At 74.6% G+C, this 17,182-nt stretch carries 14 protein-coding genes and 1 pseudogene; 10 read left to right on the forward strand and 5 right to left on the reverse strand.

Translation table 11 applies throughout. The annotated features are described in order from the left end of the window. Nucleotides 1-221: 221 nt before the first annotated feature. Both ACZ51S_RS02220 and ACZ51S_RS02225 read left to right on the forward strand, forming a co-directional pair. Nucleotides 222-2,348, forward strand: a complete 2,127-nt coding sequence (locus tag ACZ51S_RS02220; protein WP_468477192.1) for a serine/threonine-protein kinase — start codon at nucleotides 222-224, stop codon at nucleotides 2,346-2,348. Further along, complete coding sequence (locus tag ACZ51S_RS02225; RefSeq protein WP_468959323.1) at nucleotides 2,345-3,934, forward strand: phytoene desaturase family protein; 1,590 nt, start codon at nucleotides 2,345-2,347, stop codon at nucleotides 3,932-3,934. The genes ACZ51S_RS02220 and ACZ51S_RS02225 overlap by 4 nt, the downstream gene beginning before the upstream one ends. Before the next feature lie 37 nt (nucleotides 3,935-3,971). Here the strand turns inward: ACZ51S_RS02225 and ACZ51S_RS02230 are convergent, their stop codons facing one another. Next, complete coding sequence (locus ACZ51S_RS02230) at nucleotides 3,972-5,147, reverse strand: FAD-dependent monooxygenase (protein WP_468959325.1); 1,176 nt, start codon at nucleotides 5,145-5,147, stop codon at nucleotides 3,972-3,974. Nucleotides 5,148-5,225: 78 nt separating this feature from the next. Here ACZ51S_RS02230 and ACZ51S_RS02235 point away from each other — a divergent pair, with 78 nt between their 5' ends. From ACZ51S_RS02235 to ACZ51S_RS02250, 4 genes are all read left to right on the forward strand, one after another. Continuing rightward, entirely contained in the window at nucleotides 5,226-5,834 is a 609-nt protein-coding gene (locus ACZ51S_RS02235) for a TetR/AcrR family transcriptional regulator (protein ID WP_468801838.1), read from the forward strand. A gap of 84 nt (nucleotides 5,835-5,918) precedes the next feature. Continuing rightward, nucleotides 5,919-6,302 carry a VOC family protein gene (locus tag ACZ51S_RS02240; protein ID WP_468477188.1) on the forward strand — a complete coding sequence of 128 codons (384 nt, stop codon included), beginning with the start codon at nucleotides 5,919-5,921 and terminating at the stop codon, nucleotides 6,300-6,302. Then, the gene (locus tag ACZ51S_RS02245) at nucleotides 6,299-6,976 is read left to right on the forward strand and encodes a DinB family protein (RefSeq protein WP_468959327.1); all 678 of its coding nucleotides are present in this window, start codon (nucleotides 6,299-6,301) and stop codon (nucleotides 6,974-6,976) included. Before ACZ51S_RS02240 ends, ACZ51S_RS02245 begins: the two co-directional genes overlap by 4 nt. An 11-nt stretch (nucleotides 6,977-6,987) precedes the next feature. Then, on the forward strand, nucleotides 6,988-7,350 hold the full coding sequence (locus ACZ51S_RS02250; RefSeq protein WP_468477186.1) for a DUF4180 domain-containing protein: 363 nt from the start codon (nucleotides 6,988-6,990) through the stop codon (nucleotides 7,348-7,350). A gap of 194 nt (nucleotides 7,351-7,544) precedes the next feature. Here ACZ51S_RS02250 and ACZ51S_RS02255 read toward each other — a convergent pair whose 3' ends face one another. Together ACZ51S_RS02255 and ACZ51S_RS02260 are read right to left on the reverse strand one after the other, a co-directional pair. Beyond that, nucleotides 7,545-7,874 (reverse strand): CPCC family cysteine-rich protein, encoded by a 330-nt coding sequence (locus ACZ51S_RS02255; protein ID WP_468959329.1) that lies wholly within the window; start codon nucleotides 7,872-7,874, stop codon nucleotides 7,545-7,547. Nucleotides 7,875-7,934: 60 nt separating this feature from the next. Beyond that, nucleotides 7,935-9,929: a serine hydrolase domain-containing protein gene (locus ACZ51S_RS02260; RefSeq protein ID WP_468477184.1), complete on the reverse strand. Its 1,995-nt coding sequence runs from the start codon at nucleotides 9,927-9,929 to the stop codon at nucleotides 7,935-7,937. A 256-nt stretch (nucleotides 9,930-10,185) separates the two neighbouring features. Between ACZ51S_RS02260 and ACZ51S_RS02265 the strand changes: the two genes are divergently transcribed. The 4 genes from ACZ51S_RS02265 to ACZ51S_RS02280 all read left to right on the forward strand — a co-directional run bounded on the left by ACZ51S_RS02265 (nucleotide 10,186) and on the right by ACZ51S_RS02280 (nucleotide 15,811). Continuing rightward, nucleotides 10,186-11,292, forward strand: coding sequence for a nitronate monooxygenase (locus ACZ51S_RS02265; RefSeq protein ID WP_468885252.1), 1,107 nt, complete (start codon nucleotides 10,186-10,188; stop codon nucleotides 11,290-11,292). 15 nt (nucleotides 11,293-11,307) lie between these two features. Further along, nucleotides 11,308-12,867, forward strand: a complete 1,560-nt coding sequence (locus ACZ51S_RS02270) for an acyl-CoA synthetase (protein ID WP_468885250.1) — start codon at nucleotides 11,308-11,310, stop codon at nucleotides 12,865-12,867. Between the two features lie 217 nt (nucleotides 12,868-13,084). Continuing rightward, the gene (locus tag ACZ51S_RS02275) at nucleotides 13,085-14,203 is read left to right on the forward strand and encodes a calcium:cation antiporter (RefSeq protein ID WP_468885249.1); all 1,119 of its coding nucleotides are present in this window, start codon (nucleotides 13,085-13,087) and stop codon (nucleotides 14,201-14,203) included. Nucleotides 14,204-14,314: 111 nt separating this feature from the next. Next, on the forward strand, nucleotides 14,315-15,811 hold the full coding sequence (locus ACZ51S_RS02280) for a fatty acyl-CoA synthetase (RefSeq protein ID WP_468477179.1): 1,497 nt from the start codon (nucleotides 14,315-14,317) through the stop codon (nucleotides 15,809-15,811). A gap of 82 nt (nucleotides 15,812-15,893) precedes the next feature. On the opposite strand, the pseudogene ACZ51S_RS02285 reads toward ACZ51S_RS02280, so the two are convergent. Together ACZ51S_RS02285 and ACZ51S_RS02290 are read right to left on the reverse strand one after the other, a co-directional pair. Then, nucleotides 15,894-16,237 (reverse strand): annotated as a pseudogene (locus ACZ51S_RS02285) (SDR family NAD(P)-dependent oxidoreductase); the annotation flags it as partial. A 2-nt stretch (nucleotides 16,238-16,239) separates the two neighbouring features. Continuing rightward, nucleotides 16,240-17,094, reverse strand: a complete 855-nt coding sequence (locus tag ACZ51S_RS02290; RefSeq protein WP_468477177.1) for a YhjD/YihY/BrkB family envelope integrity protein — start codon at nucleotides 17,092-17,094, stop codon at nucleotides 16,240-16,242. Between the last annotated feature and the right edge of the window lie 88 nt (nucleotides 17,095-17,182).

The following is a 17,182-nucleotide window of genomic DNA, read 5'->3' on the forward strand; positions in this document are numbered from 1 at the left end:
CCGGCCCCGGGCGCGGTCACCCGCCGCCTGCGCCCCACGCGCCGCGTGCTGCGCAGCATTCCCGCAGGTCCGCCCCGGCGGCCGCCTCCAGGTCACATCTTGAGAGCGATGCGCCGACTCGGCACCGGCACCCGCCCCTCCGCGTACACACTGCGAACATCAGCGGCCATACTGGACCGGCCGGGGAGGGCGCGGCACGACGACGGGGGCGGCTTTAAGACATGGCGGAGTCCAGACTGATCCAGGGCCGGTACCGGTCACTCGATCTGATCGGGCGCGGCGGCATGGGCGAGGTGTGGCGTGCCCGCGACGAGTCGCTCGGCCGGCAGGTCGCGGTGAAGTGCCTCAAGCCCCTCGGCCCGGAACAGGACGCCCACTTCACCCAGGTCCTGCGCGAGCGCTTCCGCCGCGAGGCGCGCGTCGCCGCCTCGCTCCAGCACCGGGGCGTCACGGTCGTCCACGACTTCGGCGACGACAGCGCCTCCGGCGGCCCCCTCTACCTGGTCATGGAGCTCCTCGAGGGACGCAACCTCAGCCAGCTCATGGAGGAGAACGAGGCGCGTCCGCTCCCCGTCGACGTGGTCCTCGACATCGCCGAGCAGATGGCCGCCGCCCTCGGCTACACCCACGACCAGGGCGTCGTCCACCGCGACCTCAAGCCCGCCAACATCATGCGGCTCACCGACGGCACGGTGAAGATCTGCGACTTCGGCATCGCCCGCCTGGCACACGACATCGGCTTCACCGCCAAGCTCACCGGCGGCGGCATGGCCATGGGCACCCCGCACTACATGTCGCCCGAACAGATCGCGGGCGGCGAGGTCGACCACCGCAGCGACCTCTACTCCCTCGGCTGCGTCCTCTACGAGATCGCCACCGGAGCCCCGCCCTTCGACCTCGGCGACTCCTGGTCCGTGCTGGTAGGCCACCGCGACACCGCGCCCGTACCGCTGCGGGACCACCGCCCCGAGCTGCCCGGCTACTTCGAGCGGCTCGTGCTGGACCTGCTGGCCAAGCGTCCCGAGGACCGGCCCGGCGACGCCCGCCACCTGCACCGGCGCCTGGTCGAGTCCCGCTTCGGCCCCGGCGGGCGGCCCGCCGCCCAGCCCCCGCTGCCCGCCTGGGCGGCGGGGATGACCGCCGGACGCAAGGCCGGAGTGGACGCCCGCCCCGCCAGCGGGGAGTGGGCCCTGCTCACCGGCTCCTGGACGGCGGCCCCCTCCGCCACGACGGGCTACGGATCCGGTTCCGGTTCCGGCTCCGGTCTCGCGGTTTCCGGCTCTGCCTCCGGTACCGCCGAGCACCGCATCGGCCGGCCCGCCCCCGCCGAGGACCCCCGGCTCACCGCCGCCTACGGGCTTGCGCCGCGCACCCCGCCCGCCGGAGAGCCCGACGCGCTCGCCGCCGGCCACACCCGCGCCTTCGCCCTCAGCCGCGCCGGCCGGCCCGAGGAGGCCCTCGCCGTGTACGCCGCCGTGGCACAGGGCCGGGCCCGGGTGCTCGGCCCCGACCACCCCGAGACCCTCGCCGCCCGCCAGGAGGAGGCGTACGAACTGGGCCGCCTCGGCCGCCACGGAGAGGCCTACGAGATGTACCGCGCGGTGCTGGCCGCCCGCGTCCGCACCACGGGCCCGCTCCACCCCGACACCCTGCGCTGCCGCCACAGCCTGGCCTGCGCCCTGAGCGCCCTGGGCCGGCACGCCGAGGCCCACGCCACCGCCGCCGAGGTGGCGGCCGACCGCGCCGCCGTGCTCGGGGCCGAGCACGCGGAGACCCTGCAGAGCCGTTACGAGGCCGCGTACGCCCTCGGCCGGCTCGGCCGCTGGCAGGAGGCCCTGACCGGCTTCCGCCGGGTCGCCGCCGCCCGGGAACGCGTACTGGGCCGGGACCACCCCGACGCCCTCGCCGCCCGCTACGAGACCGGCATCGCCCTGGGCCGCACCGGCCGGGCCGCAGAGGCCCTCGACCTGTTCCGCTCCCTGGTCCGCGACCGCACCCGGGCCTACGGCGCCGCCGACCCGGAAACCCTGCGCGCCCGCCACGTCCTCGGGGTCAACCTGGGCCGCCTCGAACGCTGGGAGGAGGCCGTCGCCGAGGCCCGCGAGGTCGGCGCGGCCCGCGCCAGGGTCCTCGGCGCGGAACACCCGGACACCCTGGTCAGCCGCCGGGAACTCGCCGTCGGCCTGGGGCGGCTCGGCCGCTGGGACGAGGCACTGCCCATCTACCGGGACCTGTCCGGCATCCGCGAACGCTCCCTCGGCGACGAGCACCCCGACACGGTCCTCGCCCACGCCGACGAGGCGCACTGTCTGGAGCGGCTCGGCCAGGTGTGCTACCAAGAGCCATGACCGCCAACTCAGGTTCCCGGGGCCTCGCGCAGGACGTGTACGACGCGGTGATCGTGGGAGGCGGCCACAACGGCCTCGTCGCCGCCGCCTACCTGGCCCGCGCCGGCCGCTCGGTACTGGTCCTCGAACGGCTCGGCCACACCGGCGGCGCGGCCGTCTCCACCCGCCCCTTCGCCGGCGTCGACGCCCGGCTCTCGCGCTACTCCTACCTGGTCTCGCTGCTCCCCGCGAAGATCGTCCGGGACCTGGGGCTGCGGTTCGCGGTACGGCGGCGCACGGTCTCCTCGTACACGCCCTTCGAGCGCGACGGCCGCCCCGGCGGACTCCTCGTCGGCGGAGGCGAGACCCGCACCCGGGAGTCCTTCGCGAAGCTCACCGGCTCGGACCGGGAGTACGAGGCGTGGCGGGCCTTCTACGGGACCACCGGCCGGCTCGCCCGCAAGGTCTTCCCCACCCTCACCGAACCGCTGCCCACCCGTGCGCGGCTGCGGGCCAGGATCGACGACGAGGCGGCCTGGCGGATGCTGTTCGAGGAACCGCTCGGGCGGGCGCTGGAGGAACGCTTCGCCGACGACCTGGTCCGGGGCGTGGTCCTCACAGACGGCCTGATCGGCACCTTCGCCGACGCCGACGACCCGTCACTCGTACAGAACCGCTGCTTCCTCTACCACGTGATCGGGGGCGGGACGGGCGACTGGGACGTGCCCGTCGGCGGCATGGGAGCCCTCACCGACGCGCTGGCCGCGGCCGCCCGGGCGGGCGGCGCCCGGATCGCCACCGGCCACGAGGTCCTGCGCATCCACACGGACGGCACCGCCCCGGCCGAGGTCGTCTTCCGCACGGCGACGGGCGAGGGCACGGTCGTGGCACGCACCGTGCTCGTCAACGCCTCCCCCCGGGCGCTGGCAGAACTCCTCGGCGAGACCCCGGACACCGGCGCCACGGCCCCCGAGGGCGCCCAGCTCAAGGTCAACATGCTGCTGAGCCGGCTGCCCCGGCTGCGCGACACCTCGGTGGACCCCCGTGAGGCCTTCGGCGGCACCTTCCACGTCGCGGAGGGCTACGAGCAGCTCAGGCGCGCCCACGGCGAGGCGGCCGGAGGGGAACTGCCGTCCGTGCCGCCCTCGGAGCTCTACTGCCATTCGCTGGCCGACCCCTCGATCCTCGGGCCGGAGCTCGCCGGCCAGGGCTACCAGACGCTCACCCTCTTCGGCCTGCACACCCCGGCCCGGCTCTTCGAGAAGGACAACCGGCAGGCCCGCGAGGTGCTGCTGACCGCCACCCTGGCCCAGTTGGACGCCCACCTGGCCGAGCCGCTCACCGACTGCCTGGCCTTCGACGGCGACGGACGCCCCTGCATCGAGGCCAAGACCCCGCAGGACCTGGAGCGCGAACTGCGGCTTCCGGGCGGTCACATCTTCCACCGGGACCTGTCCTGGCCGTACGGGGACGAGGCGGACGCGGGGCGCTGGGGCGTGGAGACCGCCCACCGCAACGTCCTGCTGTGCGGTGCGGGGGCGGTCCGGGGCGGCGGCGTGAGCGGGATCCCGGGCCACAACGCGGCGATGGCGGTACTGGGCCGCTGAGCCGCTTGCGCGTCGGGCGGGAGCCCGGGGGCGGTCTTCATTCGGGGAGGGCCGGCGGGGCCGGGAGGGCCGGGAGCGTGAAACCGTCGAACAGGTCGTCCAGCGCTCGCCGCGCGGCGCTCGCCGGGGCGGCCCGGAGGGCGAGGTCGCGCGCGGCCACCGCCAGCGGATGGGTGAGGGCGGCCAACCGGCCCATCCGGCGGGCCCGGACCCGGATGGCGTCGGTACGGGCGAGCCTGGCCCGGGTGTAGGCGGCCAGGGCGGCCGGTACGTCCGGGCCGCGCAGCAGGTGGGCGAGGACGACGGCGTCCTCGACGGCCTGGCAGCCGCCCTGGCCGAGGTTGGGGGTCATGGCGTGCGCGGCGTCGCCGATCCAGGCGGTGCGGCCGTCGTGGAGCCGGGGGAGCGGCGCGGCCAGGTCGTACAGGTCGTGCTGGAGCACCGCCGCCGGGTCGATCCGCGCCAGCAGGGCGGGGATCGGATCGTGCCAGGTGCCGAAGCGCCGCAGCAGTTCGCCCCGGACGTCCGCGGGCCGGTACCCCTCGGGGACGACGGCGGTGGCGTACAGGTAGACCCGCCCGTCGGCGAGCGGGACCGTCCCGAAGCGCTCGCCCCGGCCCCAGGTCTCGGCCGCTTCGGCCGCCGGCCCGGACGGCAGCACGGTCCGCCAGGCGGTCTCCCCGGCGTAGTGCAGGCCCGGGTGGTCCGGGAAGTGGCGCCGGCGCAGCGCGCTGTGGATGCCGTCGGCGGCGACCACCGCGTCGGCGGTGAGGTCCCCGGCGGCGGTACGGACCACCGCGCGGCCGCCGTCCCCGTCCACGGCGGTGACCCCGGCCCCGTACACCAGGGTGCCCCCGGGCAGCGCCTGCGCCAGCGCGGCGGTGAGGGCGGTGCGGTGGACGGCGAGCGGGGGCCGGCCGTAGCGGGCGGCCAGAGCGGCGGTGTCGGCGCGGCTGAGCCGGGCGCCGCCGGGGCGGCGCACGCCGACGGAGGCCGGGACGGCGCGGCCCGCCGCGCGGGTGGCGTCGAAGCCGATGGCGTCGTAGGCGCGCAGGGCGTTGGGGGCGAGGACGATCCCCGCGCCGACGGCCGCCGGTGCGGCCGCCCGTTCGCAGACGGTGACCCGCCACCCCTGGCGGTGCAGGGCCAGGGCGGCGGTGAGCCCGCCGATCCCGGCACCGGCGACGACGGCGTGACGCGGGCTTGCGGGCATGGCACGGCCTCCTGCCTTGACGGCTCCTCTACATCCGTAGAGGGCTCTGCCGTCACTCTACAGCTGTAGAGTGACGGCATGTCCACCCCGGAGAGCCCGCCCCCCGCCGCCGACCGCCGGATGCTGATCGCGGACACGGCCATCGCCCTCGTCGCCGCCGCAGGACTGCGCGGCCTGACGCACCGGGCCGTCGACGGCGCCGCCGCCCTTCCGGCCGGCAGCACCTCGTACTACTTCCGCACCCGGACCGCGCTCATCGGCGCCTGCTACCGCCGCCTCGCCGAGCTGGACCTCGCCGACCTCGACGGCGCCGGCCCGCCGCAGGCCCCGCAGGACCGGGACGCCGCCGCGCGGCTGCTCGGGGCGCTGCTGCACCAGTGGCTGACGCGGGGGCGCGAACGGCAGCTGGCACGCTTCGAGCTGAGCCTGGAGACCGCCCGCAACCCGGAACTGGAACCGGCCCTCCGTCAGGCGGGCCTCGCCGCCCGCGCCCGCGCCGCCGCCGTCCTCGCGGCCCTCGGCGCACCCCGGCCGGCGGAGTCCGCCGAGCTCCTGGCCGCCTGGACCGACGGCCTGCTCTACGACCGCCTCGCGGGCGCCCTCGCCCACGCCCGTCCGGCACCGGACCCGGCCGAACTGACCGCCGCAGCCCGCCGGATGATCGACGCCGCGCTCGCTCCTGCCTGAGGGCCGTCCCGTGATGCGGCGAGGTGCCGTGGCCGGCGCCGCGCGCCCGCCGGGGATCACGGGGGCAGCCCTTAGGATCCCGACATGATCGCCGAACTGCAGTGCGTGGTACTGGACTGTCCACGGCCATTCGAACTCGCCCGCTTCTACGGGGAGTTGCTCGGAGGGGAGGTCAACCGGCCCGACCGGCGCTGGACCCTGGACGAGCACTGGGCCACGCTCCACACCCCGTCCGGAGCCGTCCTCGCCTTCCAGCAGGTCACCGGCCACCGGCCGCCGCGGTGGCCCGACCCCGCCCACCCCCAGCAGGCCCACCTGGACCTCGCCGTCGCGGACCTCGACCGCGCCCAGGAACAGGTCCTCGCCCTCGGTGCCACCCTCCTCGACGACACCCCCGACGCCCGGGGCTGGCGCGTCTACGCCGACCCCGCCGGACACCCGTTCTGCCTGATCCGGGAGGGCCAGTGAGCGCGTCCCGCCTGGCCCCGCTGATACGGCAGTTCACGTTCGCGTCCACGCGTCTGTCCGACCGCCTGGCGGGGCCGGTGATGGACAGCGGCGACGGTACGGACACCCGGGTGGTGCCCATGACCGACGAGGAGTACCTCTGGGAGCTGGTGGCCGACTGCTGGTCGGTCCGGCGGCGCACGGACGGCCCGGGGCCGCGCGCGACCCTCCTGGCCGGTGCCCGCACGGGTGAGTGGGGCCGTGACGCGGCCCCCTACCCGCACCCCTGGCCGCCGCCCTTCACCACCCTCGCCTGGCGCCTGAGCCACCTGACGGAGATGCTGACCCTGCGCGCCGACCACACGGCCGGCACCCGCCGCCTCACCCGCGACGACCACCCCGTCACCGGCGACGCGGCCGGCGCCGTGGCCGCGTTCGCGACCGCCGCCGACGCCTGGCACACGGCGCTGCTGAGCGTCGACGAGGCCGCGCTCGACACCGTCGGGTACTGCACCTACCCGCACGGCAGCGACGCCGAGGAGCCGTTCGTCGACATCGTGTGGTGGGTCAACCAGGAAGTCCTCCACCACGGCGCCGAGATCGCCCTGCTCCGCGACCTCTACCGCGCCCGCCGCTCCCCGGACGGCGGCCGGGGCGCCGAAATCACCTCGCCCGCACCCGGGACCAGCACCTAGTCTCGGTCCGCATGAGCACCCTGAGCACCATCCACGACGTGCCCGTCCTGCTGTGCGACCCGGAGGGCGAGCGGATCGGCGGCGAACGGGACGTCCTGGACCTGGTGGGCAACGCCGCCTGGCAGGGCGCCCGCTGGGTCGTCGTCCCGGCCGGACGGTTCGATGAGGCGTTCTTCCGGCTGAGCACCCGGATCGCCGGCGACATCGTCCAGAAGTTCGTCAACTACCGCGTGGGCCTCGTCGTCCTCGGCGACATCTCCCGCCACACGGACACCAGCACGGCCCTGCGGGACTTCGTCCGCGAATGCAACCGGGGCGGCCAGACCTGGTTCCTCACCGACCTGGAGGAACTGCGGGAGCGGCTCAAGAGCTAGGCGGGTCCGCTGGTCGGCCGTTCCGGGATCGCCGCGCGGATACAGCGTCTGCGCGGGCGGGGTGAACTCACCGGTGGAGTACGCCCTGTCGGCCAGGACCGTGTCCGGCCTGGTGCGGGGCGTCCAGGCGGCGGGAAACGCGCAGGCGGCCCATGACGTCTGGACAACGAGGGCGAGCGTTGCCAGACGCCTCCCTACTCAGCCAGGTCTGGAACCTGGCGTCGTGCTTCCGACCGCCACAGACCCTCACCGCCGCGCGTCACGGACTCATCGCCCGTCTCGGCCACTTCTTCAAGGTAGTCCAGCCGGGCCTGCGTCAAGCTCAGCGAACCGTTGGGCCCACCTCGGACAAGGTGTGCGTCCGCGTCGCCTTGTCCGTCATCCTCCCAGCCGCACTCCGGACAGATCTCGAAGTTGGCCCGCTCCTCCAGGGTCCGCTGGAAGCAGCAGGGGCAGGTGACAAGGCCGTTCGCAGGGTCATTCGAGGGGTCGGGGGGTGGATCCACAGAGGTCATGGCTGACATCGTTCCGTTCTCACGGGTGATCCACAAGAAGCGGCCTGGGCCTGTCGCCCCCGCGGTCCGTCAGTCCGGCGAACGGGTCCAGCCGGACGCCTCGATGCGGGACGCGTCCGCCGGGCGGTCCTCCGAGAAGAGGAGGCCGGCCGGTTCGGCGACGCGCAGGACGTCCACGTACACCCCGCGCCCCACGTAGCGGCCGGTCGAGGCGTGGCGGAAACGGATGCGGGTCTCGCGGCCGGCCGTCCAGGCGGGCAGGGGGGCTTCGAGGCGGTGCCAGACGCGGCCCGACCAGCCCCCGGCCGAGCCGGCCGGCCACTCTTCGGGGGCACCGCCCGTGGTGCGGACCGTGCTGAAGGGGAGCGGCTCCCAGACGGCCCCGTCAGCGGAGACCTCCAGGTGGAAGGCCCCCGCGCCGGGCACCGTGTCCCACCACACCGCGCAGCGCAGGCGGGCCCGCGCCGTGGCGGGGGTCAGCGGGGGCAGGGTGAGGGTGCCCGAGCCGCCGGCCTGCATGCCCGAGAACCAGGCCGGGCCGCCGTGCTTCGTACGGACCGGCACGGCCCGGGCGAATCGGTTGCCGGTCGCGACGCGGGGCGCGCTGCCGGCCCGCCAGGTCCGCACGGGGTGGACGGAGTTGCCGAGCAGGATCAGGAAGGAGTCGGTGGAGGGGTCCAGGACGAGGGAGGTGCCGGTGAAGCCGGTGTGCCCGGCGGAGTGCGGGGTGGCCATGGCACCCATGTACCAGTGCTGGTAGAGCTCGAAGCCGAGGCCGTGGTCGTCGCCGGGGAAGGCGGTGTTGTAGTCGGTGAAGAGCAGTTCGACGGAGGCGGGGCGCAGGATGCGCCTGCCCGCGTAGACCCCGCCGTCGAGCAGGGCTCGGGAGAGGACCGCGAGGTCCCAGGCGGTGCCGAAGACACCGGCGTGGCCGGCGACCCCGCCGAGGGCGTACGCGTTCTCGTCGTGGACCCGCCCCCACACCAGCCCCCGGTCCAGGCCCGACCAGGGCGGGCGCTGCACCTCGGTGGCGGCGGTGACCCGGCGCCAGGACAGGGGCGGGTTGTAGCGAGTGCGGTGCATCCCGAGCGGAGCGGTGATCTCGTCGTGGAGCAGGGCGTCCAAAGTGCGGCCGGTGATCCGTTCGAGGAGCAGGTGGAGCGCGATCAGGTTCAGGTCGGAGTAGCGGTACACCGTCCCGGGGGTTTCCTGCGGCCGCACCGACCACAGCAGGCGCAGCTGTCCCTCGCGGGTGGACTCCTGATAGAAGGGCGCCCACGAGCGCAGCCCCGAGGTGTGGGTGAGCAGCTGCCGGACCGTCACGGCCTCCTTGCCGCCCCCCGTGAACTCCGGCAGGTACCGGTCCACCCGGGCCTCCAGCTCCAGGCGGCCCCGCTCGATCTGCTGCACGGCCAGGATCGAGGTGAACAGCTTGCTCAGGGAGGCCAGGTCGAAGACGGTGTCCTCGGTCATCGCGATCCGCTCGGCCGCCGGGAACTCCACCGGCCGGTCGGTGCGGCCGTCGTAGTCCGCGTACCGCACCGCGTCGCCCATCGCCCGGTGCAGGGCGATGGTCCGGCCGCGCCCCGCGAGCACCACGGCCCCCGCGTAGTACGGGTGCTCGGGGGAGGGGCGGAGGAAGCGCCCCGCCTCCTCCGCCACCCCCTCCAGGTGCCGCTCCAGCAGCCCGGCCTGCCGCGCCGATCCGTAACGCAGCCGCAGGCCCTGGAGGGCGCGTCGCTCGGCCGCGCCGCCCGCCGCCCCGGCCGGTGACCCCGGCAGCGCCGCGTGCAGCACCAGCACCCCGCCGAGCGCCAGCAGCCGCGCCCCAAGACGCCGCCGGCTCAGCCCCGAACCAGGACCGCCCCCCACGCGCGGCCCGGCCCCGGCCCTGACGCCGTGTCCGGCCCCGGCTCCGACGCCGTGTCCCGCTCCGAGGCCGGCCCCGGCCTCGGGCCCGACGCCGGCCCCGGCCCCGGTTGCGCGTCCGTTCTCCGGTCCACCGTCCTCCCGCAGCCCGCGAGGCGTCTCCGCTTCCGCTCCGGCCCCCGTGACTCCCACCATGATCGGCCTCCTGTCGGCTCCGAACCGTTTGCTGCCCGCCGCGTGTTGCCCGCCCGCCGCCCTACGCCTGCGCGGCCCGCCACCACCCCGTGCCCCGGGTCCGGGATCCGTTCGGCCTGCCGCCCCGGGCGCTCCGCACGCTACTGGGTATCTGCCCGCCCGCCGGGGACCCTCCGCACCGGTCCGCCCGCAAGAATCTGACACAGCATCAGAAAATCTCTTCCCTCGGCCGCCGCCCTGCGGCATCCTCACGCCCATGGAGACGGAGCTGAGCAAGGAACTGGGTGTCGAGCACGCCATCTTCGGCTTCACGCCCTTCCCGGCGGTCGCCGCGGCCATCACGCGCGCGGGCGGTTTCGGCGTACTCGGCGCCGTCCGCTACACCGCCCCCGACGACCTCAAACGCGACCTCGACTGGATGCAGGCGCACACCGGCGGCAAGCCCTACGGCCTCGACGTCGTCATGCCCGCCAAGAAGGCCGTCGACGGCGTCAGCGAGGCCGACATCGAGGCGATGATCCCCGCCGGACACCGCGCCTTCGTCCGCGACACCCTCGCCAAGCACCAGGTCCCCGAACTCGCCGAGGGCGAGGCCTCGGGCTGGCGGATCACCGGCTGGATGGAGCAGGTCGCCCGCAACCAGCTCGACGTCGCCTTCGACTACCCCATCAAACTCCTGGCGAACGCCCTCGGTTCCCCTCCCGCCGACGTCATCGCCCGCGCCCACGAGAACGGCGTCCTCGTCGCCGCCCTCGCCGGCAGCGCCAAGCACGCCCGCCGCCACGCCGAAGCCGGCATCGACATCGTCGTCGCCCAGGGCTACGAGGCGGGCGGCCACACCGGCGACATCGCCACCATGGTCCTGGTCCCCGAGATCGCGGAAGCCGTCGCCCCGCTCCCCGTCCTCGCCGCCGGAGGCATCGGCAGCGGCGAGCAGATCGCCGCCGGACTGGCCCTCGGCGCCCAGGGCGTCTGGCTCGGCTCCCTCTGGCTCACCACCACCGAGGCCGAGCTGCATTCCCGTGCCCTCACCGAGAAGCTCCTCGCCGCCGGCTCCGGCGACACCGTCCGCTCCCGCGCCCTCACCGGCAAACCCGCCCGCCAGCTGCGCACCGAATGGACCGAAGCCTGGGACGACCCGGAGGGGCCCGGCGCCCTCCCCATGCCGCTCCAGGGCCTGCTCGTCGCCGAGGCCGTCTCCCGGATCCAGAAGTACGAGGTCCGGCCGCTGCTCGGCACCCCGGTGGGCCAGATCGTCGGCCGGATGAACAGCGAGCGCAGCGTCCAGGCCGTCTTCGACGAGCTCACCGGTGGATTCGAGCGCGCCATCGACCGCATCACCCGTATCGCCGGCCGGTCCTGAGGAGTGAGAAGCAGCATGACCGACACGCAGCAGCTGCCCAACGGATTCTGGGCGCAGGCCGCCGCAGACCCCGGCCGCACCGTCCTGTACACCCCCGAGGGCGAGGAGTGGTCCGCCGGCCGGCTGCACGCCGACGTGAACCGTCTCGTCCACGGCCTGCGCGCGGCCGGGCTGGAGAAGGGCGACGCCTTCGCGGTCGTCCTGCCCAACGGCGTCGAGTTCTTCACCGCCTACCTCGCCGCCTCCCAGGCGGGCTTCTACCTGGTGCCCGTCAACCATCACCTCGTCGGGCCCGAGATCGCCTGGATCGTCTCCGACTCCGGCGCCAAGGTGCTCATCGCCCACGAGCGTTTCGCCGACGCCGCCACCGCCGCCGCCGAAGAGGCAGGGCTCGACCCCGGCCGCCGTTACGCCGTCGGAGCGGTCCCGGGCTTCCGGCCGTACGCCGAACTCCTCGACGGCCGCAGCGGCGAACCGCCCGCCGGCCGCACCCTCGGCTGGGTCATGAACTACACCTCCGGCACCACCGGCCGGCCGCGCGGCATCCGCCGTCCGCTGCCGGGCAAGCCCCCGGAGGAGACGTACCTCGGCGGGTTCCTCGGCATCTTCGGCATCCGCCCCTCCGACGGCAACGTCCACCTGGTCTGCTCGCCGCTCTACCACACGGCCGTGCTCCAGTTCGCCGGCGCGGCCCTGCACATCGGGCACCCGCTGGTGCTGATGGACAAGTGGAGCCCGGAGGAGATGCTGCGTCTGATCGACCACCACGCCTGCACCCACACCCACATGGTCCCCACCCAGTTCCACCGCCTGCTCGCGCTCCCGCAGGAGACGAAGGACGCCTACGACGTCTCCTCGATGCGGCACGCCATCCACGGCGCCGCACCCTGCCCGGACCACGTCAAACGGGCGATGATCGACTGGTGGGGCCGGTGCGTGGAGGAGTACTACGCGGCCAGCGAGGGCGGCGGGGCCTTCGCCACCGCCGAGGACTGGCTGAAGAAGCCCGGCACGGTCGGCAAGGCCTGGCCGATCAGCGAACTCGCCGTCTTCGACGACGACGGCGAGCGACTGCCCCCGGGGGAACTGGGCACCGTCTACCTCAAGATGAACACCGGCGGCTTCAGCTACCACAAGGACGAGGACAAGACCCGCGAGAACCGCATCGGGGAGTTCTTCACCGTCGGCGACCTCGGCTTCCTCGACGAGGAGGGGTACCTCTTCCTCCGCGACCGCAAGATCGACATGATCATCTCGGGCGGGGTGAACATCTATCCGGCGGAGATCGAGTCCGCCCTGCTCACCCACCCGGCCGTCGCCGACGCCGCCGCCTTCGGCGTCCCCCACCCGTCCTGGGGCGAAGAGGTCAAGGCAGTCATCGAACCCGCCGAGGGCTTCGAGGCGGGCGACGCGCTGGCGGCCGAGATCCTGCACCACTGCGAACGGCGGCTGGCCGGCTACAAGCGGCCGAAGTCGGTCGACTTCATCCAGGCGATGCCCCGCGACCCGAACGGCAAGCTCTACAAGCGCCGCCTGCGCGACCCCTACTGGGAGGGCCGCGAGCGCGCCGTGTGACGGCGCCCGCCGTCCGCCCGGACCCACGGCGGCCCCGCCGGCCCGCTCCCGCAGCCGACCGGCGCGGCCGCCGTGGCGCGCGTATTCCCCCACCCGAAGAGCGGGTCCGCCCCACGCCTGTCCGCCACGCCCCGACATGTCGTGAGAAATGCCACTTCAGGCCCCGGATGCGCGCCCCACGGCGCACCCCGGCGGCAACTCTGGCAACTTGGCTCGCATGAGTACGGCAACGCGCAGGTCCCCCCTGACCGACTGGACCCTCCTGGTCCCCGTGGTGGCGCTCCTCGCGCTCGTCCTCAGCTGGGGACGCGACCTGCCCGGCCCCGCCGTGGCCCTGGTCGCCCTCTGCCTCGCGGGAGCGGTCCTCGCGGCCGTGCACCACGCCGAGGTCGTCGCCCACCGGGTGGGCGAACCCTTCGGCTCCCTCGTCCTCGCCGTCGCCGTCACCGTCATCGAAGTGGCCCTGATCGTCACCCTGATGGCCGACGGCGGCGACAAGACCGCCTCCCTCGCCCGCGACACGGTCTTCGCCGCCGTCATGATCACCTGCAACGGCATCGTCGGCCTGTCCCTGCTGGTCGGCGCCCTGCGCAACCGGGTCGCCGTCTTCAACGCCGAGGGATCCGGCGCGGCACTGGCCACCGTCGCGACCCTCGCCGTGCTGAGCCTGGTGCTGCCGACCTTCACCACCAGCAGGCCCGGCCCCGAGTTCTCCTCCGCCCAGCTGACCTTCGCCGCCGTCGCCTCCCTCGCCCTCTACGGGCTGTTCATCGCCGTCCAGACGGTCCGCCACCGGGACTACTTCCTCCCCGTGGACACCGCCGGCGCCGGACCGCACACCGGCGGCGGCGCCGGCGGCGACCACGCCGAACCGCCCACCGCCCGCGCCGCCCTCATCAGCGTCGGCCTGCTCTTCGCCGCCCTCGTCGCGGTCGTCGGCAACGCCAAGGCGGTCTCTCCGACCATCGAGAAGGGCGTCTCCGACGCCGGACTGCCCCACGCCGTCGTCGGCGTGATCATCGCCCTGCTCGTCCTGCTCCCCGAGACCCTCGCCGCCGTCCGGGCCGCCCGCCGCGACCGCGTCCAGACCAGCCTCAACCTGGCCTACGGCTCCGCGATCGCCAGCATCGGCCTGACCATCCCCGCCATCGCCCTGGCCTCCGTCTGGCTGACCGGGCCGCTGCTGCTGGGGCTGGGGGCCATCCACATGGTGCTGCTCGCGCTGACCGTGGTGGTCGGAGCCCTGACGATCGTCCCGGGCCGCGCCACCCTCCTCCAGGGCGGAGTACACCTCGTGCTGCTGGCCGCGTACCTCTTCCTCGCCGTCAGCCCGTAGCACCAGCCGGCCCCTGGCACCGCCGGCACCCCGCCGGCATGCTCCTTCGGGCCGTCCCCGGCCGGTGCGGCGACATTGACCCGGCGACGGGGCCGGGCGAGGATCACGGCCATGACGGCAGTGCGGCACCAGACGGTCGACGGGCTCGTACGGGACAGCGCGCGGCGCGGCCCCGACCGGGTCGCCCTGCGCTACCGGGAGCGGAACTGGACGTACGGGGAGCTCGACGCGGCCGTCTCCACCGGCGCCGCCGTGCTGCGCCGGCGGTACGGGCTGTCCGCGGGGGACCGGGTCGCGGCCTTCGCCCACAACTCCGACGCCTACCTCATCGCCTTCCTCGCCTGCGCCCGCGCCGGGCTCGTCCACGTCCCCGTCAACCAGAACCTCACCGGCGAGGACCTCGCGCACATCCTCGGCGACTGCGCGAGCTCCCTGGTCCTCGCCGACCCGGACCTGGCCGCGCGGGTCCCCGACGGGCACCCCGTACGGGCGCTGCGCGACGCGCCGGGCTCGTTCCTGTCCGAGCTGTCCGAGCCGCTCGCGTACGAGCCCGCCGGGGATCCGGCGGCGGTGGTGCAGCTGCTCTACACCTCGGGGACCACCGCACTCCCCAAGGGCGCGGTGATGACCCACAGCGCGCTGGCCCACGAGTACGAGAGCGCGATCGAGGCCCTGGACCTGGGCGCGGACGACCGGCCCGTCCACTCGCTGCCGCTCTACCACTCGGCACAGACACACGTCTTCCTGCTGCCCTACCTGGCGGTGGGCGCCCAGAACACCATCCTGGACGCACCCGTCGCCGAGGACCTCTTCGACCTGGTGGAGGCCGGCGCCGACAGCCTCTTCGCGCCGCCCACGGTGTGGATCGCGCTGGCCGGCCACCCCGAGTTCGCGCGGCGGGACCTCGGCGCCCTGCGCAAGGCCTACTACGGGGCCTCGGTCATGCCGGTCCCGGTGCTGGAACGGCTGCGGGCCCGGCTGCCCGGGCTGGGCTTCTACAACTGCTTCGGGCAGAGCGAGATCGGACCGCTGGCCACCGTCCTGGGTCCCGGGGAGCACGAGGGGCGGATGGAGTCGTGCGGGCGCCCGGTGCGCCACGTGGAGGCGAAGGTCGTCGACGAGGACGGTGCGGACGTCCCCGACGGCACGGCCGGGGAGGTCGTCTACCGCTCCCCGCAGCTGTGCCTGGGCTACTGGAACGACGACGAGGCCACCGGGAAGGCCTTCCGGGACGGCTGGTTCCGGTCCGGTGACCTCGCGGTACGGGACACCGACGGGTACTTCACCGTGGTCGACCGGGTGAAGGACGTCATCAACTCGGGCGGGGTCCTCGTGGCCTCCCGGCAGGTGGAGGACGTTCTATACACCCACCCCGGCGTGGCCGAGACGGCGGTCGTCGGGCTGCCCGACGAGCGGTGGATCGAGGCCGTCACGGCGGTGGTCGTCCCCCGCGGCGAGGTCACCGAGGCGGAGCTGATGGCCTACGCCCGCGAACGGCTCGCGCACTTCAAGGCACCCAAACGGGTGCTGTTCGTGGAGACCCTCCCGCGCAACGCCAGCGGAAAGATCCTCAAGCGCGAGCTCCGCGACCGCTTCGGCACCGGCTGAGGCGCTCCCGGCCGCCGCGCCGCTCCCGGCCGCCGGGGCTGGACCCGGCGCCGGTGGCGGAATCGGCCGCCGGGAGGGGCCGTCAGGCGTCGAAGGCCGTACCCCGGCTGACCGCCTCCCGGGTACGGGCCTCCGCGCGGACGGTGTCCGCGTGGGCCAGGATCACGGCGGCGGCCTTCACCGGGTCGCCGGGCTGTTTGCCGTCGCTCCCGGGGAGCCCGGTGCGGACGGGGCCGGCCGTGTCCTCGTAGGCCGGCAGCCAGGCGGCCGACTGCTGGAGGGCCCCGCGCCGCCCGCGAACCCCGCACGGAAGGCGCCGGGCTCGACGATCAGTGCCTTGATCCCGAAGGCGGCCACCTCGCCCGCCGGCGCCTCCGTCAGCCCCTCCAGGGCGAACTTCGTCGCCGAGTACGCCCCGACGCCGGCGGTCACCCCTGTCCCGGATCACGAGAAGGCCCGGTTGCGGGGGGCAGTACCCCGTCCGCGCGCAGCCGGCGCAGCGTCAGGTGCTCGTGGGCGAGGCGCCCGAGCATGGCCCCTCCGTAGACCACGAAGCCGACGCCGACGAGCCAGGACTGGACGACCAGCAGCGTCCCGAACGGCCCGTACGTGACGGCGTTCGAGGCGATCAGCGGGGAGAACACCATCTGCGAGAAGACCCTGAGGCCCAGCAGCCCGAGACTGGTCGCCACCGCCCCGGGCAGCAGCGCCCGCCAGCGGACCCGGCCGCCCAGCAGGAGCCGCCCGGAGCTCCAGAAGAACAGGCAGGTGCCCACCGTGTCGCTGAAGGTGCTCACCGCCGTGCCCGCCACGGTGTCGGACGGGGAGGGGATCCCGACCAGCAGCGCCAGGTAGCAGACCAGCAGCGCCAGCCACACGACGTGCCGCCACATGGTGTGCCAGCGGGCCGTCGGCAGGTCCCACACCTTCTCGTAGCCGGTCTGCACGGCGGAGCCGAAGGTCAGGCCGAACACGGCGAGGGCCGCCAGCCCGAAGGCGGTGGTCCGCTCCAGTGCCAGGTCCGCCGCCCCGAACAGCATCTCGACCCGGGACCGGGAGGCCTCCGTCACCCCGAGGGCCTGTCCCAGCCAGCGGCCGAAGTTGGAGCCGCTGCCCGGCGCGGCCGCCGCCACGACCACCAGCAGCGGCACCAGGGTGAGGAACCCCAGAGCGGCGAAGCCCATCGCCCGGTGCATCAGCTCGATCTCCCGGCCCCGGCTCCAGGCCAGCCCGGCCGGGGAGCCCAGGAGCCGGGCGTGGAGGCGCCGGAGGATCGAGGTCACACCTGGTCCCCTACCCGTACGGTCCCGGCCGTTCCCGGGAGCGGTACCGAAGTGGGCCCGAACAGGTGGTTCCGGCCGTCCGCCGGTG

The sequence above is a fragment of the Streptomyces sp. NPDC034043 genome, assembly GCF_055575675.1.